The sequence below is a fragment of the Bradyrhizobium cajani genome, from assembly GCF_009759665.1.
In the GTDB taxonomy this organism is placed as follows: Bacteria; Pseudomonadota; Alphaproteobacteria; order Rhizobiales; family Xanthobacteraceae; genus Bradyrhizobium; species Bradyrhizobium cajani.
The window spans coordinates 21,640-45,970 of record NZ_WQNE01000033.1; the positions used below are offsets into that span (position 1 = coordinate 21,640).

A 24,331-nucleotide genomic window follows, 5' to 3' on the forward strand; every position below is an offset into this window, starting at 1 on the left:
GCTTCCCCTGTGTCGAGCTTTGATCACAGGCCTAGCGAGGTTTGTTTGCGTCAGCAATGGGCCCTCGCGTAGGGCCGCATGCACCGCCGCGCGTCAATCCCGCGGCGTGGTAAATCAACAAAAGCGGCCGGCCCGAGGGGGATCCCGGGCCAGCCAATTCACCTTCCGATCAGACGATCGTCAGGCGAACGTCGATATTCCCGCGCGTGGCATTGGAGTAGGGGCACACCTGGTGCGCCTTCTCGACCAGCGCCTCGGCCTCGGCACGGGCAAGGCCCGGCAGCGAGACGGCGAGATCGATGTCGAGACCGAAGCCGCCCGCCGAGCGCGGGCCGATGCCGACGGTCGAGGTGACGGAGGCGTCGGCGGGGACCTTCGGTCCGCCCTGCGAGGCCACGAACTTCATCGCGCCGATGAAGCAGGCGGCATAGCCGGCCGCGAACAGCTGTTCGGGATTGTTGCCGGCGCCGCCGCCGCCGCCGAGCTCCTTCGGCGTGGTCAGCTTGACGTCGAGCGCGCCGTCGAGGGTTGCAGCATGGCCGTCGCGGCCGCCGGTCGCCTTGGCGCTGGTCTTGTAGAGGACGTTCACGGACATTTTGATCTCCCTGGGGGTTCGGGTGGGCGCGATCTGTATCGCAGACAATTAGATTGCGCGCAATTGAAATTGTAGGGTCTCACATTTAATTGTTCGCAATTGAATGTGCCGCCGGCCGGGCCCAGAATGGAAGCAGTTCCAGTGAGATTCTTCATGCCCCGGAAACCATCGGCAGCGGACGCGCCGCTGCGGCTCGACAACCAGATCTGCTTTGCGGTCTATTCGGCCGCGCACGCCTTCAACCGTGTCTACAAGCCGCTGCTCGACCGGCTCGGCCTGACCTACCCGCAATATCTGGTGATGCTGGTGCTGTGGGAGCGCGACGACGTGCCGGTCAAGGACATCGGCGAAAAGCTGTTCCTCGATTCCGGCACGCTGACGCCGCTGCTCAAGCGGCTCGAGGCAGCTCATCTCGTCAAGCGCACCCGCTCGAGCGAGGACGAGCGTCAGGTGCTGATCGCGCTGACGCCGCAGGGCCACGCCTTGAAGGACAAGGCGCGCAGCGTGCCGCAGTCGATCCTGGCGGCCTCGGACTGCTCGGTCTCGGAGCTGGTTGCGATGAAGGACGAGATCGTCGCGCTGCGCGACCGGCTCAATGCGGTGATCGGGGAGTAGGGGAGTTCGTCAAAGCCCGCCCTGCGGGCTTCGCCGGACACCACGCTTCACCCTTCGGGCCCTGCGCGGCTGCGCCACGCGTAGCCCGAAGGGTGAAGCGTGGTGGAGCCAGGCGGGATCGAACCGCCGACCTCTTGCATGCCATGCAAGCGCTCTCCCAGCTGAGCTATGGCCCCTTAAGTCTTCCAATTGGGAGGACCCTGGGGGATCCGTCCCGGCCGGCGAGCCCTGGCGACTCGCGCGGTGCACCCTTTTTCACAGATCAGGGCTGATCTCAAGTCTCTTCATCACCTCCGACATCACCAATGATGTCGGTCACGTCCTCATCGCCCTCTTCCTCGTCGGCAATGAAGGTCGAATCATCGTCATCGTCGTCGTCGAGGGTCTCGTCGACCTCGATATCGTCCTCGGATTCGGGCACGGCGGCCTTGACCTTGCCGGTGTTCTCCTCGGCGTCGGCCTCCTCGAGCGAGACCTCCTCGACCTCCGCCGGCTCCGGCGCGGTGTCCTGGGCCATGCTGCGGGCTTCGGCCCCGCCACGGGTCGCACGCGCAGGGGCCACCGGAGCGATCGGCACCACCTCACCGGTATAGGGCGAGATCACCGGACTCTTGTTGAGGTCATAGAATTTCTTGCCCGTGGTCGGGCAAATACGTTTGGTTCCGAGTTCGGACTTGGCCACGGCAGGAATCCTGGGAATGTCTGAAAAGCGGTGCTTCACTTGGCTAGTTGGCGGCCCGCTGTCAATAGCGCATTACGGAAGAACGACATGCCCGTGACGGGGCGCTGACCATGTGGTACCTGCCCCCAAGCCGCGAGGGCGTATCCAAGGACACAATCTTGACCCATTCCGACCAACCGAGGCCGCTTCAGTCGCGCGCCGGCGGGCCCCTGACCGGGAAAGTACGGGTGCCTGGGGACAAGTCGATTTCTCACCGCGCCCTGATCCTGGGCGCGCTCGCGGTCGGCGAGACCCGGATTTCGGGCTTGCTCGAGGGCGAGGACGTCCTCAACACCGCCAAATCCATGCAGGCGCTGGGCGCCAGGGTCGAGCGCACAGGCAATTTTGCCTGGAAGGTCCACGGCGTCGGGGTTGCCGGCTTTGCCGAGCCCAAGACAGCGCTGGATTTCGGCAACTCCGGCACCGGGTGCCGGCTGGTCATGGGGGCGGTGGCGGGATGTCCGATCTCGGCGGTATTCGACGGTGACGCCTCGCTGCGCAGCCGCCCCATGCGCCGGATCCTCGATCCGCTCGAAAAGATGGGCGCCAGGGTCGTGTCCGGGGGCGAGGGCGGCCGTCTGCCGCTGACCCTCCAGGGCGCGCGCGATCCGCTGCCGATCACCTACAAGACCCCGGTCGCCTCGGCCCAGATCAAGTCGGCGGTGCTGCTCGCGGGGCTCGCCGCACCCGGCACCACCACCGTGATCGAGACCGAGGCCAGTCGCGACCACACCGAGCTGATGCTCAGGCACTTCGGCGCCGACATCACTTCGGCGCGGGAAGGCCAGCACGGCCGCCGCATCACGCTGGTGGGCCAGGGCGAGTTGCACGGCGCCAGCGTCGTCGTGCCCGCCGATCCCTCTTCGGCGGCCTTCCCGGTCGTCGCGGCGCTCATCGCCGAAGGCTCAGATGTCGTCCTGTCGGATGTCATGACCAATCCGCTGCGCACCGGTCTGTTCACCACGCTGCGCGAAATGGGCGCCTCGATTGAAGAGAGCGAGGTGCGCGGTGACGCCGGCGAGCCGATGGCGCAACTGCGCGTGCGCGCGTCAAAACTGCGCGGCGTCGAAGTGCCGCCGGAGCGCGCACCCTCGATGATCGACGAATATCTGGTGCTGGCGGTGGCGGCCTCCTTCGCCGAAGGCACCACCGTCATGCGCGGCCTGCACGAGCTGCGGGTCAAGGAATCCGACCGGCTAGAGGCCACCGCCGACATGCTCCGCGTCAACGGAGTCAAGGTGGAGGTCTCCGGCGATGATCTGATCGTCGAGGGCCGTGGCCACGTTCCCGGCGGCGGCCTCGTTGCCACCCATATGGACCATCGCATCGCGATGTCCGCGCTGGTGATGGGCTGCGCCTCCGACCAGCCGGTGCGCGTCGACGACACCACCTTCATCGCCACCAGCTTTCCGGATTTCATTCCGATGATGCGTGCGCTGGGGGCCGAGTTTTCATGATCATCGCCATCGATGGGCCCGCGGCGTCGGGGAAAGGGACGCTGGGCAAGCGCCTCGCCCACCACTACGGCTATCGTCATCTCGATACCGGTGTGATCTATCGCGCGGTGGCTTACGCGCTGATGCAGTCCGGCCACGATCTCCGGGACGAGGCGGCCGCGGTCGCGGCGGCGCTGGAACTCGATCCCGAAAAGTTCGGCAATCCCGCGCTAAAGACCCAGACGGTCGGCGAGGGCGCCTCCATCGTCTCGGCGATCCCGGCGGTCCGCGAGGCCCTGGTCAATTTCCAGCGGCAATTCGCCGCCGATCCACCCGGCGCCGTGCTCGATGGCCGGGATATTGGAACCGTGATCTGCCCCCACGCCGACGTGAAGATCTTCGTCGTCGCCGATCCCAGGGTCCGGGCGCGCCGCCGGACCATGGAGGCCAAGGCGCGGGGCGAGGACGCCGACGAGGCGGCCGTGCTCGCGGACATCATCCAGCGCGACGAGCGCGACAAGAACCGCCCGATTGCACCTCTAAAACCAGCCACCGATGCTTACTTGCTAGACAACTCCCAACTGGATATAGAAGGCGGCGTCCGGGCCGCCATCGACATTATCGAGGCCGTCCGAGCGGGCCGGTCGCGGGGTTAAGCCGCAGCCGTCATTGGAGGAAGCGCCCGCTCCCGCTCTTTGAGGTCGATACCTTCGGTCCTTCGGTTTCAGGACCGGCGCGATCCAGGCTCCGGACAACAGATTTCAACGTATCGAACGCGCGGGCCTCAGCCGGCCCGCTTCCGCTGTTCCGGTCTTTGGGCCGGGGCAACGAGCGGTCGCTCGAAGGTCTTGCGGACCTTCCGACACTGCGCGCGCGATGCGCCCATGAACCCAACGGCCGGCAAGACATCCGCAACTGGAGAACAAATGGCTTCGACTTCTGCTGATACCTACAGCCCCTCGCGCGACGATTTCGCCGCGATGCTCGACGAGTCCTTCGCAGGTGGCAACCTGCAGGAAAGCTCCGTCGTCAAGGGCAAGGTGGTTGCAATTGAAAAGGACATGGCCGTCATCGACGTCGGCCTGAAGACCGAGGGCCGCGTCGCGCTGCGCGAATTTTCCGGCCCCGGCCGTGACAGCGACCTCAAGGTCGGCGACGAGGTGGAAGTGTTCCTCGATCGCATCGAAAACGCCCTCGGCGAAGCCGTGCTGTCGCGCGACAAGGCGCGCCGCGAAGAGAGCTGGGGCAAGCTCGAGAAGGCGTTCCAGAACAACGAGAAGGTCAACGGCGTCATCTTCAACCAGGTCAAGGGCGGCTTCACCGTCGACCTCGACGGTGCCGTGGCCTTCCTGCCGCGCTCGCAGGTCGACATCCGTCCGATCCGCGACGTCGCGCCGCTGATGAACAACTCGCAGCCGTTCCAGATCCTGAAGATGGATCGCCGCCGCGGCAACATCGTCGTCTCCCGCCGCACCGTGCTGGAAGAGACCCGCGCCGAGCAGCGCCAGGAGCTGGTGCAGAACCTCGAAGAGGGTCAGGTCATCGACGGCGTGGTCAAGAACATCACCGACTACGGTGCGTTCGTTGACCTCGGTGGCATCGACGGCCTGCTGCACGTCACCGACATCGCGTGGCGCCGCGTCAACCACCCGACCGAGGTGCTCTCGATCGGCCAGACCGTGAAGGTCAAGATCATCAAGATCAACCACGAGACGCACCGCATCTCGCTGGGCATGAAGCAGCTGCTGGACGATCCGTGGCAGGGTATCGAAGCCAAGTACCCGCTGGGTGCCCGCTTCACCGGCCGCGTCACCAACATCACCGACTACGGTGCTTTCGTCGAGCTCGAGCCGGGCATCGAAGGCCTGATCCACGTCTCCGAGATGTCGTGGACCAAGAAGAACATGCACCCCGGCAAGATCGTCTCGACCTCGCAGGAAGTCGAAGTGCAGGTGCTGGAAGTCGATTCCGTCAAGCGCCGCATCTCGCTCGGCCTCAAGCAGACCATGCGCAACCCCTGGGAGGTCTTCGTCGAAGGTCACCCGACCGGTTCGGTGGTCGAGGGCGAGGTCAAGAACAAGACCGAGTTCGGTCTGTTCCTGGGCCTCGAGGGCGACGTCGACGGCATGGTCCACCTCTCCGACCTCGACTGGAAGCTTCCGGGCGAGCAGGTGATCGACAACTACAAGAAGGGCGACATGGTGAAGGCCGTGGTGCTCGACGTGGACGTCGAGAAGGAGCGCATCTCGCTCGGCATCAAGCAGCTTGAAGGCGACCCCTTCGCCGAGCCGGGCGATGTCAAGAAGGGCGCGGTCGTGACCTGCGAAGTGCTCGAAGTGAAGGAGAGCGGTATCGAGGTGAAGATCGCCGGTACCGACTTCACCACCTTCATCAAGCGCTCGGAGCTTGCCCGTGACCGCAACGACCAGCGCGCCGAACGCTTCGCTGTCGGCGAGAAGGTCGATGCCCGCGTGATCCAGTTCGACAAGAAGGCCCGCAAGGTCCAGGTGTCGATCAAGGCGCTCGAAGTTGCCGAAGAGAAGGAAGCCATCGCACAGTACGGCTCCTCCGATTCGGGAGCGACGCTCGGCGACATCCTCGGCACCGCGCTCAAGAACCGCGACAGCAAGTAAGCGAGACGTCCGTTTTCGCTGCATCAAAGCCCCGGCGCGAGCCGGGGCTTTTTTGTGCGCGCTCGTAGCCCGGATGGAGCGCAGTGAAATCCGGGAAGGTCTTTCGGCAAGGTGACAACCCCGGATTGCGCTGCGCTCCATCCGGGCTACGCCGCGGGCCTTGTTTTCTTCAAAATGCGCCGCAATTGATGTATCCAGACAGGCCAATGGTCACGCTGTGACGGCACAACACGCCTGGCCCTTTCATTTGGAGATATTCCGATGTCGCTCGATTCTGACATCATCGTCGATCGCCGCAGGATTCGCCGCAAGCTGACGTTCTGGCGCGTCATGGCCGCGCTGATCGCGATCGCGGCGATCGCCGGCTTCGCGCTGGTCGCGACCCCCGGTGCGCGCGGCACGTTCGCATCCGCCGGCTCGATCGCGCGGGTTCAGATCGACGGCCTGATCCGCAGCGATTCCGATCGCACCCAGGCGCTGGAGCGGCTGGAGAACTCGCAGGCCGCCGCCGTCATCGTTCACATCAACTCGCCGGGCGGCACCACCGCCGGCTCCGAGCAACTCTACGATTCGCTCGTCCGATTGAAGGCGAAGAAGCCGCTCGTCGTCGTGGTCGAGGGTCTCGCCGCCTCCGGCGGCTACATCACGGCAATCGCGAGCGACCACATCATCGCCCAGCAGAGCTCGCTGGTCGGCTCGATCGGCGTGCTGTTCCAGTACCCGAATGTCGCCGAGCTGTTGAAGACCATCGGCGTCAAGGTCGAGGAGGTCAAATCCTCGCCGCTGAAGGCCGCACCCAACGGTTTTGAGCCGACCAGCCCGGAAGCACGCGCCGCGCTCGATGCGCTGGTGAAGGATTCTTATGCCTGGTTCAGGGGTCTGGTGAAGGAGCGGCGTGGCATGGATGACACGCTGATCGAGAAAGTGGCCGATGGCCGTGTCTTCACCGGGCGTCAGGCGGTCGATCTCAAGCTGATCGACCAGATCGGTGACGAGAAGACAGCGGTGACCTGGCTCGTCGAGCAGAAGGGCGTCAAGAAGGGACTTCCCGTACGCGATTACAAGCTCCAGCCCCGCTTTGGCGACCTGCCGTTCCTCAAGACGGCCGCCGCCGTCACCCTGGAAGCGCTTGGTTTAGGCTCGATTGCCCATCAAATCGGGCAAACCGGCGTTGTCCAGGCGGTCGACCGCTTCGGAATGGATGGAATGTTGGCCCTGTGGCAACCCGCCGCGTCAAACTGACTGGAACCGGGCGAGCCTTCGAGGCTTTTCCCGTCCGGCGGGTGCCGGGGCAGTCCGCTTTTTCGGCATTTGTCACGTATTTTCACGACGCTCAACCTTGATTTAGCGTCTTGACAGATCACAGTATTTTCACGGAAATGGTCATCCGCACGCTTCCGGGTCCTATCTCTCGATGATCAAATCCGAACTTGTTCAGCGTATCGCCGAGCACAACCCGCATCTGTACCAGCGGGATGTCGAGAACATTGTGAATGCGATTCTCGAAGAGATCGTAGCGGCCCTCGCGCGCGGTGATCGCGTCGAGTTGCGCGGCTTCGGTGCCTTCTCGGTCAAGCATCGCCCGGCACGCGCCGGGCGTAATCCGCGCACCGGCGCCCATGTGCCCGTCGACCAGAAGAGCGTTCCGTTCTTCAAGACCGGCAAGGAAATGCGCGAGCGGCTGAACCGCGACCATCCGGATCCCGGCGCGCCGGATTAAGGATTAACGTTGTCGTCCGGGCTTAACCGAACGGCCGCATGATGCGGCAGCAAGCTTGATTCAAGACGAGCGATCGCGATGCGAAAGTTCCTCACCGCGCTGATCGTGATTCCGCTGGGACTGATCCTGGTGACCTTCGCCGTCGCCAACCGGCATTTCGTCACGGTCTCGCTCGATCCCTTCCTGGCGGATGATCCGTCGCTGTCGGTCACGCTGCCGCTGTTCCTGCTCCTGATCCTGGTCGCCGCCCTCGGCGTCCTGGCGGGTGGATGCGCCGTCTGGTTCGGCCAGCGGCGCTGGCGGCGCGCGGCGCGGCGGAACGAGGCGGATGCACGCGGCGCCAGGGGCGAACTGGCTGACCTGCGGGCCCAGGTGGCCGCAGCAAGGACCGATCCGCAGCGCCTTCCCGCCCCTGCCGGGGTAGGCCTCTACGGGCCCATCGGGCGAGACAAGCAGCGCGCGACGTTGTAGAAGCGGCCGCAACCGAAAACCCCGTTTTCCGGCCGCGGGCCCTGCGGCCTCCATTTGCTTTGAGACCATGTCCCTGCTCGTCAAGATCTGTGGCCTGTCCACGCCCGAGACGCTCGAAACGGCGCTCGAGGCGGGTGCCGACATGGTGGGGTTCGTGTTCTTTCCGCCGTCACCGCGGCACCTGTCGCTGGAAGCGGGCCGCGATCTCGGCCGCCAGGTCAAGCGGCGCGCGCTCAAGGTCGCGCTCACGGTCGATGCCGACGACGCCACGCTCGACAACATCATGGACGCGCTGGCGCCGGACATTCTCCAGCTCCATGGCAAGGAGAGCGTGGCGCGGCTGCGCGACATCAAGCAGCGGTTCGGCCGCCCGGTGATGAAGGCGGTGCCGGTCGCAACATCCGTCGATCTCGCCGTGCTGCCCGGCTACGCCGCAATCGCCGACCGCATCCTGTTCGATGCGCGTGCGCCGAAGGATGCGACGCGGCCCGGTGGCTTAGGAGAGCCGTTCGACTGGCATCTCCTGGAAAATCTCGATCTGAACGTCCCCTACATGGTCTCGGGCGGACTTGACGCCGACAATGTTGCGGAAGCCCTCCGCGTCACCGGCGCCGGCGGCGTCGATGTGTCCTCCGGCGTCGAGAGCGCTCCCGGCGTCAAGGATTCCGAGATGATCAAGGCCTTCATTCGCGCCGCGCGCGCCACTCAAGAGTTGAGCGTCCGATGACCATCGCCAAACCCAATTCCTATCGCAGCGGCCCCGACGAGCGCGGCCATTTCGGCATTTTCGGCGGCCGCTTCGTCGCCGAGACGCTGATGCCGCTGATCCTCGATCTGGAGAAGGCCTACACCGCGGCCAAGGCCGATCCGGCGTTCCAGGCCGAGATGAACGGCTATCTCAAGGACTATGTCGGCCGGCCCTCGCCGCTCTATTTCGCCGAGCGCCTCACCGAGCATCTCGGCGGCGCGAAGATCTACCTCAAGCGCGAGGAGCTCAACCACACCGGCTCGCACAAGGTGAACAACGTGCTCGGCCAGATCATGCTGGCGCGGCGCATGGGCAAGAAGCGCATCATCGCCGAGACCGGCGCCGGCCAGCACGGTGTCGCCACCGCGACGCTGTGCGCGCGCTTCGGTCTCGAATGCGTGGTCTATATGGGTGCCGTCGACGTCGAGCGGCAGCAGCCCAACGTGATCCGCATGGAGATGCTGGGCGCCAAGGTGTTCCCGGTGCAGTCGGGCACGCGCACGCTGAAGGACGCGATGAACGAGGCGCTGCGCGACTGGGTCACCAACGTGCACAACACCTTCTACTGCATCGGCACGGTCGCGGGTCCGCATCCCTATCCGACGCTGGTGCGCGATTTCCAGTCGATCATCGGCAACGAGACCAAGGCGCAGGTGCAGGAGGTCGAAGGACGCCTGCCGGACTCGCTGGTCGCCTGCATCGGCGGCGGCTCGAACGCGATGGGGCTGTTCCATCCCTTCCTCGACGATCCCAGCGTTGAAATCTTCGGCGTCGAAGCCGCAGGCCACGGGCTCACGCAGCTGCACGCCGCTTCGATCGCGGGCGGCCGTCCCGGCGTGCTCCACGGCAACCGCACCTATCTGCTGATGGACGCCGACGGCCAGATCCAGGACGCGCATTCGATCTCGGCCGGCCTCGACTATCCCGGCATCGGCCCCGAGCATTCCTGGCTGCACGAGATCGGCCGCGTGAACTATCTCTCCGCGACCGATGATGAGGCGCTCGCCGCGTTCCAGCTGTTGTCGCGGCTCGAAGGCATCATCCCCGCGCTCGAGCCGGCGCATGCCATCGCCAAGGTGATGGAGCTCGCGCCGAAGCGGCCCCGGGATCACCTGATGGTCGTCAATCTTTCCGGCCGCGGCGACAAGGACGTCCCGCAGGTCGGCGACATCCTGAGGGGCAAGAGCAAGTGACCACGCGTATCGACACCCGTTTTGCCGAGCTTGCGGAGCAAGGCCGCTCGGCCTTCGTGACCTTCCTGATGGCCGGCGACCCCGATCCGGCGACGTCGCTCGAGATCATCAAGGCGCTGCCGAAGTCGGGCGCCGACGTGATCGAGATCGGCATGCCCTTCACCGATCCGATGGCCGATGGTCCGTCGATCCAGGCCGCGGGTCTGCGCGCGCTCAAGGCCGGCATGACGCTGAAGAAGACGCTCGACCTGGTGCGCGGCTTCCGCAAGGACGACGATGCGACGCCGATCGTGCTGATGGGCTACTACAATCCGATCTACATCTACGGCGTCGACAAGTTCTTAGGTGATGCGAAGAGCGCCGGCGTCGACGGCCTCATCATCGTCGACCTGCCGCCGGAAGAGGACGACGAGCTCTGCCTGCCCGCGATGAAGGCCGGCCTCAACTTCATTCGCCTGGCGACGCCGACCACCGACGACAAGCGCCTGCCGGCCGTGCTCGCCAACACTTCGGGCTTCGTCTACTACGTCTCGATCACCGGCATCACCGGTGCTGCGGCCGCGGACTCCTCGGCGGTGAGCGAAGCAGTCGCCCGCATCAAGCGGCATACAAAACTGCCGGTCTGCGTCGGCTTCGGCATCCGCACGCCGGAGACTGCGCGCGCCATTGCCTCGCATGCCAATGGCGCCGTGGTCGGCACCGCGCTGGTCGATGCGCTCAGGAACAGCCTCGATGCCGAGGGGCGGGCGACCGGCAAGACCGTCAGCGCCGTCGCCGAGCTGACGGCGGCCCTGGCCCAGGGCGTCAAGGGTGCGCGAGCGGTGGCCGAATAGGCCATAATTCCGCTCTCCGGGCGGGCGACACGGCGGCTTGCCGGGGCAGGATCCGGCGGCCATATATCCTTCAGGCGATCCCGGAGCGGATTCGCACATCGGAGCAAACCATGAACTGGCTTACCAATGTGGTCCGGCCGAAGATCCGCAACATGCTGCGGCGGGAGACGCCGGAGAATCTGTGGATCAAGTGTCCGGATTCCGGGCAGCTCGTGTTCTACAAGGACGTCGAGGCCAACCAGTTCGTCATCCCCGGCTCGAACTACCACATGCGCATGGGCGCGGTGGCGCGTCTGAAGTCGATCTTCGACAACGAGACCTGGTTCGACGTCGCGTTGCCCGAGGTGACGCCCGATCCGCTCAAGTTCCGCGATGAGAAGAAATACGTCGATCGCGTCAAGGACGCGCGCGCGCGGACCAATTTGAACGACGCGATCAAAGTCGGTTACGGCAAGCTCGAAGGCTCCGCCGTCGTCGTCGCCGTGCAGGATTTCGATTTCATGGGCGGCTCGCTCGGCATGGCCGCAGGCGAGGCCATCGTGCGCGGGCTCGAGCTCGCCGTCGAGAAAAAGTCGCCGTTCATCGTGTTTGCCGCTTCAGGCGGCGCGCGCATGCAGGAAGGTATCCTGTCCTTGATGCAGATGCCGCGCACCACGGTCGCCGTGCAGATGCTGCGTGAAGCAAAACTGCCTTATATCGTCGTACTCACCAATCCGACCACCGGCGGCGTCACCGCGTCCTACGCGATGCTCGGCGACGTTCAGATCGCCGAGCCCGGTGCGCTGATCGGCTTTGCCGGCGCGCGCGTGATCGAGCAGACCATCCGCGAGAAGCTGCCTGAAGGTTTCCAGCGCGCCGAATATTTGAAGGAGCACGGCATGGTCGACATGGTCGTGCATCGCCATGACCTGCGTCCGACTCTGGCGCGGCTCTGCCGCCTTCTGACCAAGGCTCCGGCGCTGGAGAGCGCATCGAAACCGGTGCAGCCGGTCGCGAGCCCGGCGCAGATCGTATCGGCCGCCGAGACGGCGCCGGCCGCGCCCCACGCGTGAACGCGTCCCCGGACAGCACAAGGACGCCGCTCGGCGAACTGATCGGGCGGCTGTCGGCCCTGCATCAGAAGCGCATCGATCTCGGGCTGGAGCGGATGCACCGCCTGCTCGCACGGCTCGGCCATCCCGAACGCAAGCTGCCGCCGGTGATTCACATCGCCGGCACCAACGGCAAGGGCTCGACACTCGCTTATCTGCGCGCGACGCTCGAAGCTTCGGGCCTGCGCGTCCACGCCTATACCTCACCTTACCTCGTCCGCATCAACGAATGTTTCCGGCTCGGCCGCACCGGTGGCGGCGTGCTGGTCGGCGACGATGAATTGCGCGCGGCGCTGGAAGAGGTCGAGCGCGTCAACGCCGGCGAGGCGGCGACCGTGTTCGAGTTGAAGACCGCCGCCGCCTTCCATCTCTTTGCACAGAACCCGGCCGATGCGGCGTTGCTCGAGGTCGGGCTCGGCGGCCGGCTCGATTCGACCAATGTGGTCGACACGCCGGCGGCCTGCGTGATCACGCCGATCAGCATGGACCACATGGATTTTCTCGGGCCGACCCTGACATCGATCGCCGGCGAGAAGGCCGCCATCATCAAGCGCGGCGTGCCGGTGATCTCGGCGGAGCAGACGGGCGAGGCGATGGCTGTGATCGAGGCCGAGGCCAGGCGCATGCGCGCGCCGCTGTTTGCTGCGAACGAAAGCTGGCACGTCAATGTCGAGCACGGGCGCCTCGTCTATTCCGACGAGCGTGGCCTGATGGATCTTACCGCGCCGCGCCTGTTCGGGCGACACCAGTTCGACAATGCCGGCCTTGCGATCGCGACGCTCCGTGCGGTCCCGGCGTTCAAGATCAGCCATGCGGCGTTCGAGGCCGGCATCGTCGGCGCCGAATGGCCGGCGCGGATGCAGCGTATCTCCTCGGGCGAGTTGCTCGGTTGGGGGCCGCAGGGCTCCGAGATCTGGCTCGATGGCGGGCACAATGCCGAGGGCGGACGTGTGGCAGCGGCCGCGCTCGGCGACCTCGAAGAGCGGGTGTCGCGGCCGCTGGTGGTGATCGCGGGCATGATGGCCAACAAGGACGCGCAGGGCTTTCTTGCCAATTTCGCCGGCCTCACCCGTCACATCATTGCGGTGCCTATCCCCGACACCGAAAACGCGATGCCGGTCGACCGTCTCGCGGACGCGGCGCGCAGCCTCGGCATGCGCGTCGAGCCCGCGCCCGGCATCGAAGCCGCGCTGCGCGCATTGGCGAAGCTCGCCTACGAAGTGCCGCCACGCATCCTGATCACCGGCTCGCTCTATCTCGCCGGCCACGTGCTGGCGATCAACGGCACGCCTCCTGCATAGGGTTGCGCAGCCCGGATTACGCTTCGCTCCTCCGGGCTATGATACTGAGTGACCAACGATGCGCTTTGCCGCGATTGCCGACGTCCACGGAAACTATCTCGCGCTGGAAGCTGTGCTCGCCGACATCGGCGCGCAAGGCATCGCCGACATCGTCAATCTCGGCGACATGCTGAGCGGTCCGCTCGATGCGCGGCGGACGATCGATATTTTGATGAAGCTCGACGCCGTGCACGTGCTCGGCAATCACGACCGCTATCTGCTCGACCGTCCGCCGGAGAAGATGGGCTCGTGGGATCGTCCCGCCCATGCGCAGCTTGATGCCGCGCAACTCGACTGGCTGCGTGCGCAGCCGATGACGCGGGTGTTCCGCGACCAGGTCTTCCTCTGCCATGCGACACCCGGCAACGACGAGGTCTATTGGCTCGATACCGTGCATCCCGACGGCACGGTGGCGCTATCCCCGCTCGACCGCATCGAGCAACTCGCGCGAGGCATCACGCAATCCCTGATCCTCTGCGCCCACACCCATCTCGCCCGTGCCGTGCGCCTGCGCGACGGCCGGCTGATCGTCAATCCCGGCAGCGTCGGCAGCCCCGGCTATCGTGATAAGCATCCGTTCCCGCATGTGGTCGAAGCCGGCACGCCGCACGCGCGCTATGTGATCCTCGAACTGACCGATGGCGCCTGGCAGGTGACGTTCCGCCGTGTCACGTACGATCACGAGGCGATGGCCGCGCTCGCTCGGCGCAACGATCAGCCGGAATTGGCGAACGCGCTGGCGACGGGGTGGATCAAGTAGCCGTCGCACCGTAGCCCGGATTGCGCTGCGCTCCATCCGGGCTACGCTCACTTCGACAGCTTCATCGGATCGGCCACCTTCTGCTTCAGTTGCTCGAAGCGGCATTGCCGCGGCGCCTTGTCGGGACGCCAGCGCAGGATCGAGGTGCCGTGGCGAAAGCGCGCGCCGCTGAAATGGTCGTAGCAGACCTCGATCACCAGCTTCGACTTGAGCGGGCACCATTTTGCCGAGCGCTCGGTCGACCAGCGGCTGGGCCCGCCCGGCGCGTTGCCGGTGAAGCCGGGCCCCCCGATCAGCGCCTCCAATCGGTCGGTCAGACCAGGTTTCTCTTCGGCCTTGATCGCCGAGGTGAAGCCGACATGGTGCAGCAGGCCCTCATCGTCATAGAGCCCGAGCAGCAGCGAGCCGACCACCTTGCGGCCGGCCAGCCTGTTGGTGGCATAGCGGAAGCCTCCGACGACGCAGTCGGCGCTGCGAAACTTCTTGATCTTCTGCATGCCGTCGCGCGTTCCGGCCTGGTAGGGCAGGTCGATGCGCTTGGCGATGACGCCATCCGATCCGCCGCCGGACTGTGCCAGCCATTTCTTCGCGGTGGCGTAGCTCGACGTCACCGGAGACAGGCGGAACGTGCCGCCTTTCAGGTTGACCTTCGCAAAGGCCTCCAGTGCCGGCCGTCGCTCGCTCAGCGGCCTCCTGGCAAGCTGCTTCTCCTTCGCCGACGCAAGCAGGTCGAAGGTGAGATAGAGCGCCGGCGTCTCCTGCGAAAGCTTGTTCACGCGGCTTGCCGCCGGGTGAATCCGCTGCAGGAGCGCGTCGAAGGAAAAGCCCTTGCCGTGCGGCACGACGATCTCCCCGTCGAGCGTGAACCGATCCGTCTTGAGCTTCAACGCAGCGGTGACGATCTCGGGGAAATAGCGCGAAAGATCCTCGCCGGATTTGGAGCGAAGATCGACGCGGTTGCCGTCGCGTGACAGCAGGCAACGAAAGCCATCCCATTTCGGCTCGTACTGCCACATCTCGCCGCGCGGAATCGCCTCGACGGAGCGCGCCTCCATCGCGGCAGGCGCGGCACTTTTTCGGTGGGATTTTGAGGGAGGAGCAGGCACGGCGCGAAGCTCTTCAGCGATGAGGCTTATCATCTCAACGCGGCCGGCTGCCGAATGCTCCGTTGGCTCGACCGGCTTGACAGCCATATGCGCGCCCACGGTAAGCATCTCCCATCAACAGGAGGCGTGAGCCATGAATCGCGAAGAATCCTGGCAGGGGCAATACGCGATCGAGACGTCCGCAACCGTGGACGCCATCTGGCGCATTTTCCGCGATGTCGCTGGCTGGAAAGCCTGGAACGCAGGCATCGAGCAGATCGACATTGAAGGACCGTTCTCCGCCGGGACTTGGTTCACGATGAAGCCTCCCGGTGAGGAAACGTTGCGCTCGCAACTGGTCGAGGTCCGCGAGAACGAGTGCTTCGTGGACGAAACACGGCTCGGGAGTCTCGTCATCACCGTCGCCCACCAAATCGAGCGGCTCGGGCCGACGCGTACGCGCATAATTTACGCCGTCGATGCCCGCGGACCCCAGGCGTCCGAGATCGGTCCCGCTGTTGCGTCAGACTTTCCCGATGTTCTCGCCAGTCTCGCTAATCTCGCTGAAGCCCACGACAAATGAAAACGGCCGGCGAAGCGCCGGCCGTTGTCGAAAAAATCCTAACTCAACGGATCAGACCGCGGAGGTGATCCACTGCTGCAGCTTCGCCTTCGGCGCCGCGCCGACCTGGCGGGAGGCCATCTCGCCGCCCTTGAAGATCATCAGGGTCGGGATCGACATCACACCGTACTTCGACGCGGTCTTCGGGCTCTCGTCGACGTTGAGCTTCACGATCTTGACCTTGTCGCCCATCGCGCCGGCGATCTCGTCGAGGGCGGGGGCGATCATGCGGCAGGGGCCGCACCATTCGGCCCAGAAATCGACGACCACGGGGCCGTTCGCCTTGAGCACTTCGGCTTCGAAATCGGCGTCGGAAACCTTGCTAACGGCCATTGGAGTACCTCACTCGGTTGAAAGAGAATCGGCGCGACCTGGAATCGCGCCCGGGATCATGGCGTCAACCTATGAACGGCCCCTTGCCGGGTCAAGGACGCTCACACTGAGATGAAGGGATGCCAGCGCCGCGTCCAGCGCGGGGGCTGAAATCTCCATATATTCAAGGGTCTCGGTCCAGAGCAGCACGGCCCGGACCGGCTTTTGGGGATAAAGGCGCGATAGCACCGCCCGGTACAGCGCAAGCTGGCGGACATAGGTGGCGGGCGCCTCGGCGGCGCTCCTGGGCGCCGCCTGGTTGGTCTTGAAATCGACGATCAGAACCTCATCCGGACGAACGACGAGCCGGTCGATCTGCCCGGAAACCAGCGCCGGGGTGCGGCCCGGCCGCTCCAGCCTGCCGGCGATCGCGACCTCGGCCCGGCTGCCGGCTGCAAAGACCGCTGCGAAGCGCGGCTCGCTGATCAAGGCGAGCACCTTGTCGGCCAGGGCGGTGCGATCGACCTCCGGCCAGTCCGAGGCATTGCGCGTCATGAAGCCGAGCGCGGCCTCGCGCCGGCGCTCGGTGGGGATGTCGGGGAGAGATTGCAGCAGCCGGTGCACCAGCGTGCCGCGTTGCAGTGCGAGGGCGCGGGACTGGACCGATTCGCCCGTTCGGACCGCGCGGCGGCCTTCTTCGGCCGACTGGCCGGAGGGACGCACCGGATCGTCGTCCATGGTCTCGCGCGGCGCCGGAGTCCGCAGCCAGTCGGGCAGGGTAACCGTCTGATCCACGGATCTGGCGGGCGTACCGAGCGCTGCGACATCCTCGGGCCGGGCGAACCGCGTCACCTTGCCGAGCGGCGTCTCGATGATCTGCTTGTCCAGGCCCGAGCCGGCGAGCCCGGTGTCGACGAGGTCGTACCAGCTCTGCTTGCGGACGGTTTTCATGTTGCCGGGCATGCAGCCGCCGACGACCAGCCGGTCGGCGGCGCGCGTCATCGCGACATAGAGCAGGCGGCGGTATTCGTCCTCGGTCTCCTCCAGCATCGCCTTGCGTGCCTCGATCACGGGCGTTGGATCGTCCGCCTTGCGGCCGGCCCAGACCACCACCTCGCCGCCATTGCCGCGCGGGACGTGGATCAAGCGCAGCCGCTGCGAGTCCGCGGGCGATGACGTGGTGTCGACCATGAACACGACCGACGCCTCCAGGCCCTTGGCGCCGTGCACGGTCATCACCCGCACCTCGTCGCGCGAGATCTCCATGTCGCGCTTCACCTCGGTGTCGGCCGAGCGCAGCCAGGCCATGAAGCCTTGCAGCGAAGCCGGCGCCTTGCGTTCGTAGTTCAGCGCCAGCTCCAGGAACTCGTCGAGCGCGTCGTTGGCCTCGTGGCCGAGGCGGCGCAGGATGCGCGCGCGGCCGCCGTCGCCGCCGAGTAGCCAGGCATAGAACGCGAACGGCGTCTCCTCGCGCGCCCGCATCTCGCAGGCTTCCAGGCGGCGCAATGCCGTGGCGAACTTCTCGCTTGTGGACGCATGCTCGCCGAGCGCACGGCGCAGCGATCCCTTGCGACCATGAGCAAGCTGGAACAGGTCGTCGTCATCGAGCCCGAACAGCGGGCTCTTCAGTGCCACCGCGAGCGCGAGATCGTCCTGCGGCAGCAGCAGCGCATCGGCGAGATTCATCAGGTCGATGATGCCGATGTGCTCGGTGAGCTTGAGGCGGTCGGCGCCGGCCACCGGCACGTTGGCGTGCTTCAGCGCCTGGATCACGGCGTCGAAGGCATTGCCGCGCCGGCGCACCAGGATCAGCATGTCGCCATAGCGCAGCGGCCGGCGCTCGCCCGCGTGCCCCGTCAGCGTGCCGATCTCCACCAGCCGCTTGATCTCGGTCTGGATGCGGCGGGCGAGCTTGACCTCCGGACTGGTCGCGGCAACGCCGTCGAACGGCGCGCGCCAGCCTTCGATCTCCTGCCGGTCGTCAGCTTCCGCAAGATCCCACAGCTCGATCACGCTGGGACCGGCATCGGCGAGCGCGTTGTGCAGGGGATGGCCGATGTCGATCGAATGGATGCTCTTGTAGATCTGGGGATCGCGGAAGACGTGGTCGACCGAGTGCAGGATCGCCGCGCCCGAGCGGAACGAATAGGTGAAGGCGACCGGATCGAACTTCAGCCCGGCCGCGGTGAACTTGCGGTCTAGCTCCCGCTTGCGCGCGTCGAATTCGTGCGGGTCAGCGCCCTGGAACGAGAAGATCGACTGCTTCTCGTCGCCCACCGCGAAGACGGTGCGGTTCAGCCCCTCGCGCGCGCCTTCGCCGGCCGTGAACTCCGAGATGATGTGCGCGACGATGTCCCATTGCCGCGGGCTCGTATCCTGGGCCTCGTCGATCAGGACGTGATCGACGCCACGGTCGAGCTTGTAATGCACCCAGCCCGAGGAGACGCGGTTGAGCATCGCCAGCGTCTTGTCGATGAGATCGTCGTAGTCGAGCAGGCCGCGTTCCTGCTTCTCGCGGCGGTAGTTCGTGGCGGCAGCGGTGGCGATATGCAGCAGGGCCGCGGTGCGATCACGGACCGTCACCGCGCGACGCTTTTCGATCAGCTCCGCGAGGCGCTGCGCCTCGGCCTCGAACAGGCGCGCAACGGACGGATTATGATCGCAAAACTTCCTGGTCAGCACCGCCTTGCGCGGCAGCTTGTCGTCGGTGAGGAAGACGCCGAGATAGGCATCGACCTGGTCGCTGCCGGAAAACACCTTCGCGGCGCGCAGGCGCCCCGCCTGGTCGTTGTCCGACTTGCTGCCGTCCTCCAGCGCAAAGGCGATATCGTCCCAGCGCGATCGTGGCAGGAAGGGGCCGTCGAGAATCGCGTTCTCGACATCCTCGATGCGGTCGCCCGCGTCCACGCCCAACACAGACGCCATCTGTTCGACCGCCGCCCCGGCGTTGCCGGCTTCGTCGGTCCACGCCATGAAATGGTCGCGGCTCAGGCACGCCTCACGCACGACCTCCTTGAAGGTGACGTCGGCGGCGCTGGCCATCGCGGTCAGCAGCGCGCGCCCCGTGACGCTCTCCGGATCGCGCGCGGCGTCCAGCAGCACCTTCAGATTGGCGCGCTCCATCATGTCGGTCTGGTCGCGCTCGTCGATCACGGCGAAGCGCGCGGGCACGTTGGCCTCGAACGGAAATTGCTGGAGCAGGCGGGTGCACAGCGCATGGATGGTCTGCACCTTGAGCCCGCCCGGTGTCTCCAGCGCACAGGCGAACAGCTTTCGCGCCTCGCGCCGCAGCTTTGCGCCGGGATGCGGGATGCCGACCGCGCGGATCGCGGCATCGAGCCCGGTATCGTCGAGCGTGACCCAATGACCGAGCGTGGTGAACACGCGTTCGGCCATGTTGGCGGCGGCGGCCTTGGTGAAGGTGATGCAGAGGATCTTTTCCGGCGGCACCCCCGACAGCAGCAGGCGGATCACGCGCTGCACCAGCACATGGGTCTTGCCTGAGCCGGCATTGGCCGACACGAAGGCCGACGCAGTCGGATCCGACGCGCGGGCCTGCCGCGCGCGCACCTCGTCGGGGATGGGGCGCGGCAGCTTCACCATTCCTCGATCCCCAAACCGCCGGCCGCCGACCATTCCTTGATCCGGGCGAGATCGTCATAGGCACCGTAGCGGTTCGTCCACATCGGCAGGTTCAGCGAGGTATAGGGTTGATTCTCGTCCTCGAAGGCGCGGATCAGTGCCTCCAGCTTGGCTCTCGCTTCGGCGGCCGCCGTGTCGGGCGGCTGTGCCGCGTCGCTCGGCCTGACCTTGAGCTCGAGGATGCGCTCCTCGCCCGGCGGATTGTTGCCGCTGAGGCGGACATAGACGAGCTGGCTCACGGACGTGCCGGCGTCGATATCGGGAAAGCCCCCCTCGCGCAGGATCGCGGCTTCCAGCGTGAGCTGCGGCGACAGGCCCATGCGGACCTGCTTGCCGGTCGGCGGCTGCCCGGTCTTGTAGTCGAGGATGGCATAGCTGCCGCCCTGGCGCCGCTCGATGCGGTCGGCGCGCGCTGAGAGATAGAAAGTGCGCGCATTGTCGAGGGGGATCGAGATCTCGCCGCGGGTCTCCGCGGTGATCGCCTCGATCACATCGCGCCGCGCCGTCTCCCATTCGCCGAACCAGCGCGCGATGCGCTGGAAGCGCGGCCACCACAGCGCTCGCGCCTCGGGACGCTCCATCAGCGGCGCAAAATACTTTTCGCCGATCGCGCGCAGGACGCGCGCGGGATCGTCGGGCAGATGCGTCGCATAGGTCTCAGTGAATTCACCGAGCGCATCATGGATCGCCGAGCCGCGATCGGCGGCCGAGAGCGGCATGTCGACGGGATCGAGCGCATCGAGCCGCAAAATATGTTTGGCGTAGATCGTGTAGGGATCGCGCAGCCAGTCCTCGATCGCGGTGACGGACATCTTGAGCGGCCGCGTCGCGCGCGGCGGCCGCGGCTCCGGCTGCTTGATCGGCCTGACTTCGTCGGGCTGGTCCAGCGCGCCGGCGAACTGCACGTATTTCTCGCCGGCGCGCTTTGCGGCCTTCCAGTGATCGTCGCCAGCAACAGCCTCCAACCGGTGCAGGAAACGCGAAGCCACCGCTGGCGCGCCGCCGGCTTTGGCGGAATGGGTGAGGATGACCTCGCCGCCGCCGAGCAGTTGCGCGAAGTCGTGCGCGGAGAGGCCGATGCGGCGTTCCGGCAGATCGAGGCCGAGTTCGTGCCGCATCGGCCGGCTGAGCCAGGGATCGATGCGCGGCGCCGGCGGCCAGACGCCCTCGATCAAGCCGCCGACAATGATACGGTCGGCCTGCATCAGGCGCGATTCCAGCGGGCCGTAGATCTGGAGCCGTGCACCGGGCTTGTCCGGCCGGCGTACCGCGCGATCGCTGAACGCGGTCTGGAAGACGTCGGGATAGTCGGGCAGCGGCACCATCAATCCGCTGGTCGTGCCGCCGCGCAGGAGGTCATCGAAGGCGCTGGCGAGTGCGAGGCCTTCGCGTTCCTCGAAGGCGAGCGAGATACCCTGCTCGTCGCGCGACAGCTCGATCATGGTCTCGCGATGCCGGTGCGCGAGCTCGGCAAAGTCATAAGGCTTTGAAGAGGCCAGGCTCTCGATCGGCGCCAAGGCTTGTCGCAAGGCATCGATCAGCGCCTGGATGCGATCGAGATCCTCAGCCTTCAGGCGCGCGCGTGGCTCGGCCTTATGGAGCGCCGAGACCTCGTTGCGCCACAGCTTCGCCAGCTCCTCGCGAAAGCGATTGAATTCGCGCAAGAGGCCGGCCGTGCCTGCGGGTGGACGTGTGCCGCGCAAGACCGCGAGCTCGAGTCCCTCGATCGCCGCCTTCCATGCGCCAGGCGGCCGGCCGAGCCGGCACAGCGGGTGTTTCAGCATCGCCAAGAGCGTCGGCGGTTCCAGGCCCTTGGTCGCAGCCTCGGCGGCGAGGCGCGCAAAGACGCCGGCAGAGGTTTCCATCAGGACGTCGCCGCCGGAATCGTCGAACGCGAGATCCCATCGGGTCAGCGCAGCCATCACCCGCCGCGCCAGCGCGCGGTCCGGCGTCACCAGCGCCGCCGACTTGTCGAGATGCCGCGCTTCGCGCATCGCAATGGCGATCGCGAGCGCTTCCATTTCGGGGTTGGGGGCTTCGACGACGGCGAGATTGTTCATGCCGCCCGCGATCTTCGCGGCGACATCCGGCTGCTTCAGACGGTCGTACCAAACTTCCGTCTTGGCCGAGGGCCGCATCGATTCGGACGCGAGCAGATCGCGACCGCCTCCCGCCGGCGGCTGGAGGATGTCGACGTCGCTGCGCTTGATGCCAAAGCGATCCAGCAGCGCATGCATGGCATATTGCGGATGGTTCGATGCCGGATGCTCTACGAATTTGCCGAGCGAATCGCGGACGCCGCCGATCGTGCGCCAGGCGTCCTCGTCGAGATCGGTGTCGAGCCCCGGCAGCACGACGGCGCCATGCGGCAGCGCGGCGACAGCATGGAGGAATTTTGCGGTGGCCGGCATCGAGCCGGTCGAGCCGGCCGCGATCACCGGGCCGTGGGGGTGCGCGGTCAGGCGCCTGGCTTCCGCCGCGATCAGGAGATCGCGCCGTGCCGCGGGCTCGATCCGGTTGATCTCGGCGAGATGGCCCGGCCAGGCGATGCGGGCGATGCGCAGGAATTCGAGCGAGTGCTGCCAGTAGCGGTCGAGCTGGTCCGGCACGAGCCCATCGAGCGCGCTCCAGTCGACACCGCGCGTGACCATGTCGTCGATCAGGCGGGCGAGATCGGAAGCCAGGGCCAGCGTCGAAGCGGGGCCGCCGACCACCAGCGGGGACAGCACCGGGCCCTTGGCCCAGGCGGCGACGAGCTGCGCCAGCGTCAGCCGCCGTTCGAGCTCGCCGAGCCGTGGCGGAATGTCGAGCGGCGTTGCGCCGGAGAACTGCTCACCCTCGTCGGCGAAGGCGAGCTCATCCTCGTCGATGTCGCCGAGCGCGACGATGCGCGGCAGCACCACCGCATCCGCCTGCATCTCATCGAGGAAAATCTCGCGAACCATGCGCATCGCGCGTCGGGTCGGCAGGTACAGCGTCGCGTCCGCAAGCCGCGCCGGTTCCTTGCGCGCCTCGAACCCGTCGACGAGCCGGCCATCGAGCAGGCTCGAGACCACCGTGCGCAGGAACGGAACTGAGATCGGAACGCTGAAAACGCGCATGGGCTGCCTGATTCGGGAATCAGGGCAATATAGGCAGGCGGACTCAAATGGTCATGTGGCGGGACGGGGTCTTCCCCGCTGTTCGTCACCCTACGGCACCGTTCGCCAGGCCGGACAGGTGTCATCATCCGCGAAGGCGGATGATCCAGTATTCCAGAGGCGGTCGTTGTCTAACCGAGAGGCTGCGGCGTACTGGATGCCCCGCCTTCGCGGGGCATGACACCGGTGCGGGTGGCCAAGTCCCTACGCCACGCTCTCCAGGAATGCCTCTTCCGCCGCGTGCACGGCGTCGGGGGTGCCGACATGCATCCAGACACCATCGAGGCGCAGGCCGAACAGGCGCTCCTGCTCGTTGGCGCGGTCGAACATCCTGGTCAGCGAGAACTCGCCCTTCGGTGCGTCCGCAAAGATCGACGGCGACATGATCGCCGCACCCGCATAGACGAACGGAACGACCTCCTTCTCCTTGCGCTTGCGCAAGGCGCCGTCGGGCGTCATGCCGTAATCGCCGCGGCCGCCATAGCCGATGCTGGTCGCGGTCGGCGCCATCAGGAGCAGGATGTCCATCCGCGCGGGATCGAAGTTCTCGGCAAGCCGCGCCAGGTTCGAACGCACGCCGTCGATCCACAGCGTGTCGGAATTGACGTGGAAGAACGGCGCGTTGCCGAGCAGCGGCAGTGCCTTGACCACGCCGCCGCCGGTGCCGAGCACCTGGTCGCGCTCGTCCGAGATGGTCACGTGCGGCCGCTGACGATTGGCGACGTGATCGATGATCTGGTCCGGCAGATAATGCACGTTGACCACCGCCTCGGCCACGCCGGCTTCGCCGAGCTTGTCGAGCACATGGTCGAGCAGCGGCTGACCGGCCACCGGCACCAGGGGCTTCGGCATCTTGTCCGTCAACGGACGCATGCGCAGGCCGAATCCTGCGGCGAGCACCATGGCTTTGGTCGGCTTGACGGACATCCTTGCCTTCTCGGACCTATTGATTTCGTGTTTGCAGCAATCCTAGCACGGGAGCTGGCCACCCGCACTGCATCTTAACCGCCTTAACCACCCGCCGTGACGTTTGTGCGACGGGTGTTGCCGTCATGCTCCGACAGGTGTGGAACGCGCCTTTTTCTTGTCGCCGGGCTTGAGGAAATTGACGCCGATCTGATCGCCATTGACCCAGGCCAGCTCGCAGCGTCGGTACGCCAAACCGGTGGACGACAGCAGGAGAAAAAATTCCTTCAGATGGAGACCCTCGACCGAGCCGTCGATGGTCAGCTTGGCGCCGCTCTCAGAGACGTCCTCCATGGTGCAGTCGCGCCGCCAGGTACCGTCGATCCCCATCATCTGGGCCGGAATCCCGCGTTCGAAAACCACCCGGCTGTTGCCGCGCTGGTCCGTCTTCACCGCCATCTGCCCTTG

Annotated in this window: 22 protein-coding genes and 1 tRNA gene; 14 read left to right on the forward strand and 9 right to left on the reverse strand. The window is 66.1% G+C overall.

The window, feature by feature from the left end; genetic code table 11:
* Nucleotides 1–169: 169 nt before the first annotated feature.
* Nucleotides 170–595, reverse strand: a complete 426-nt coding sequence (locus GPL20_RS30400) for an organic hydroperoxide resistance protein (protein ID WP_157334669.1) — start codon at nucleotides 593–595, stop codon at nucleotides 170–172.
* Between the two features lie 153 nt (nucleotides 596–748).
* Here GPL20_RS30400 and GPL20_RS30405 point away from each other — a divergent pair, with 153 nt between their 5' ends.
* Complete coding sequence (locus GPL20_RS30405) at nucleotides 749–1,210, forward strand: MarR family winged helix-turn-helix transcriptional regulator (protein WP_157334671.1); 462 nt, start codon at nucleotides 749–751, stop codon at nucleotides 1,208–1,210.
* A gap of 100 nt (nucleotides 1,211–1,310) precedes the next feature.
* On the opposite strand, the gene GPL20_RS30410 is transcribed toward GPL20_RS30405, so the two are convergent.
* Nucleotides 1,311–1,386 (reverse strand) — tRNA-Ala (locus GPL20_RS30410).
* A 98-nt stretch (nucleotides 1,387–1,484) separates the two neighbouring features.
* On the reverse strand, nucleotides 1,485–1,892 hold the full coding sequence (locus tag GPL20_RS30415) for a TIGR02300 family protein (protein ID WP_254125909.1): 408 nt from the start codon (nucleotides 1,890–1,892) through the stop codon (nucleotides 1,485–1,487).
* A gap of 110 nt (nucleotides 1,893–2,002) precedes the next feature.
* Here GPL20_RS30415 and aroA point away from each other — a divergent pair, with 110 nt between their 5' ends.
* From aroA to GPL20_RS30475, 12 genes are all read left to right on the forward strand, one after another.
* Nucleotides 2,003–3,388, forward strand: a complete 1,386-nt coding sequence (gene aroA, locus GPL20_RS30420; RefSeq protein ID WP_157334673.1) for a 3-phosphoshikimate 1-carboxyvinyltransferase — start codon at nucleotides 2,003–2,005, stop codon at nucleotides 3,386–3,388.
* On the forward strand, nucleotides 3,385–4,023 hold the full coding sequence (cmk, locus tag GPL20_RS30425; RefSeq protein WP_157334675.1) for a (d)CMP kinase: 639 nt from the start codon (nucleotides 3,385–3,387) through the stop codon (nucleotides 4,021–4,023). Before aroA ends, cmk begins: the two co-directional genes overlap by 4 nt.
* Nucleotides 4,024–4,293: 270 nt before the next feature.
* Nucleotides 4,294–6,000, forward strand: a complete 1,707-nt coding sequence (gene rpsA, locus GPL20_RS30430) for a 30S ribosomal protein S1 (protein ID WP_167533291.1) — start codon at nucleotides 4,294–4,296, stop codon at nucleotides 5,998–6,000.
* A 261-nt stretch (nucleotides 6,001–6,261) separates the two neighbouring features.
* On the forward strand, nucleotides 6,262–7,242 hold the full coding sequence (gene sppA, locus GPL20_RS30435) for a signal peptide peptidase SppA (protein WP_157334679.1): 981 nt from the start codon (nucleotides 6,262–6,264) through the stop codon (nucleotides 7,240–7,242).
* A 172-nt stretch (nucleotides 7,243–7,414) separates the two neighbouring features.
* On the forward strand, nucleotides 7,415–7,720 hold the full coding sequence (locus GPL20_RS30440; RefSeq protein ID WP_007598410.1) for an integration host factor subunit beta: 306 nt from the start codon (nucleotides 7,415–7,417) through the stop codon (nucleotides 7,718–7,720).
* A 78-nt stretch (nucleotides 7,721–7,798) separates the two neighbouring features.
* Complete coding sequence (locus GPL20_RS30445) at nucleotides 7,799–8,191, forward strand: lipopolysaccharide assembly protein LapA domain-containing protein (protein ID WP_157334681.1); 393 nt, start codon at nucleotides 7,799–7,801, stop codon at nucleotides 8,189–8,191.
* Nucleotides 8,192–8,258: 67 nt separating this feature from the next.
* Nucleotides 8,259–8,918, forward strand: a complete 660-nt coding sequence (locus GPL20_RS30450; protein ID WP_157334683.1) for a phosphoribosylanthranilate isomerase — start codon at nucleotides 8,259–8,261, stop codon at nucleotides 8,916–8,918.
* Complete coding sequence (trpB, locus tag GPL20_RS30455) at nucleotides 8,915–10,132, forward strand: tryptophan synthase subunit beta (RefSeq protein ID WP_157334685.1); 1,218 nt, start codon at nucleotides 8,915–8,917, stop codon at nucleotides 10,130–10,132. Before GPL20_RS30450 ends, trpB begins: the two co-directional genes overlap by 4 nt.
* Nucleotides 10,129–10,965, forward strand: coding sequence for a tryptophan synthase subunit alpha (gene trpA / locus GPL20_RS30460; RefSeq protein ID WP_254125911.1), 837 nt, complete (start codon nucleotides 10,129–10,131; stop codon nucleotides 10,963–10,965). Before trpB ends, trpA begins: the two co-directional genes overlap by 4 nt.
* Before the next feature lie 110 nt (nucleotides 10,966–11,075).
* The gene (gene accD / locus GPL20_RS30465; RefSeq protein WP_157334687.1) at nucleotides 11,076–12,017 is read left to right on the forward strand and encodes an acetyl-CoA carboxylase, carboxyltransferase subunit beta; all 942 of its coding nucleotides are present in this window, start codon (nucleotides 11,076–11,078) and stop codon (nucleotides 12,015–12,017) included.
* Entirely contained in the window at nucleotides 12,014–13,357 is a 1,344-nt protein-coding gene (locus tag GPL20_RS30470; protein WP_254125913.1) for a bifunctional folylpolyglutamate synthase/dihydrofolate synthase, read from the forward strand. Before accD ends, GPL20_RS30470 begins: the two co-directional genes overlap by 4 nt.
* Before the next feature lie 58 nt (nucleotides 13,358–13,415).
* Nucleotides 13,416–14,156, forward strand: a complete 741-nt coding sequence (locus GPL20_RS30475) for a metallophosphoesterase family protein (protein ID WP_157334689.1) — start codon at nucleotides 13,416–13,418, stop codon at nucleotides 14,154–14,156.
* Between the two features lie 47 nt (nucleotides 14,157–14,203).
* Here the strand turns inward: GPL20_RS30475 and GPL20_RS30480 are convergent, their stop codons facing one another.
* Nucleotides 14,204–15,211, reverse strand: a complete 1,008-nt coding sequence (locus tag GPL20_RS30480) for an ATP-dependent DNA ligase (protein ID WP_157334691.1) — start codon at nucleotides 15,209–15,211, stop codon at nucleotides 14,204–14,206.
* Between the two features lie 184 nt (nucleotides 15,212–15,395).
* On the opposite strand from GPL20_RS30480, the gene GPL20_RS30485 reads away from it, so the two are divergent.
* Entirely contained in the window at nucleotides 15,396–15,824 is a 429-nt protein-coding gene (locus GPL20_RS30485) for an SRPBCC family protein (protein ID WP_157334693.1), read from the forward strand.
* Nucleotides 15,825–15,875: 51 nt separating this feature from the next.
* Here the strand turns inward: GPL20_RS30485 and trxA are convergent, their stop codons facing one another.
* The 5 genes from trxA to GPL20_RS30510 form a co-directional block, all read right to left on the reverse strand.
* A complete protein-coding gene (gene trxA, locus GPL20_RS30490) occupies nucleotides 15,876–16,196 on the reverse strand; it encodes a thioredoxin (protein ID WP_008540017.1) in 321 nt (106 codons plus the stop codon).
* Nucleotides 16,197–16,265: 69 nt separating this feature from the next.
* On the reverse strand, nucleotides 16,266–19,778 hold the full coding sequence (addA, locus tag GPL20_RS30495) for a double-strand break repair helicase AddA (protein ID WP_167533292.1): 3,513 nt from the start codon (nucleotides 19,776–19,778) through the stop codon (nucleotides 16,266–16,268).
* Nucleotides 19,772–22,918, reverse strand: coding sequence for a double-strand break repair protein AddB (addB, locus tag GPL20_RS30500; protein WP_157334697.1), 3,147 nt, complete (start codon nucleotides 22,916–22,918; stop codon nucleotides 19,772–19,774). Before addB ends, addA begins: the two co-directional genes overlap by 7 nt.
* Before the next feature lie 243 nt (nucleotides 22,919–23,161).
* A complete protein-coding gene (locus GPL20_RS30505; RefSeq protein WP_157334699.1) occupies nucleotides 23,162–23,884 on the reverse strand; it encodes a nucleotidyltransferase family protein in 723 nt (240 codons plus the stop codon).
* 123 nt (nucleotides 23,885–24,007) lie between these two features.
* Nucleotides 24,008–24,322 carry a PilZ domain-containing protein gene (locus GPL20_RS30510; protein ID WP_157334796.1) on the reverse strand — a complete coding sequence of 105 codons (315 nt, stop codon included), beginning with the start codon at nucleotides 24,320–24,322 and terminating at the stop codon, nucleotides 24,008–24,010.
* Nucleotides 24,323–24,331 lie beyond the last annotated feature (9 nt).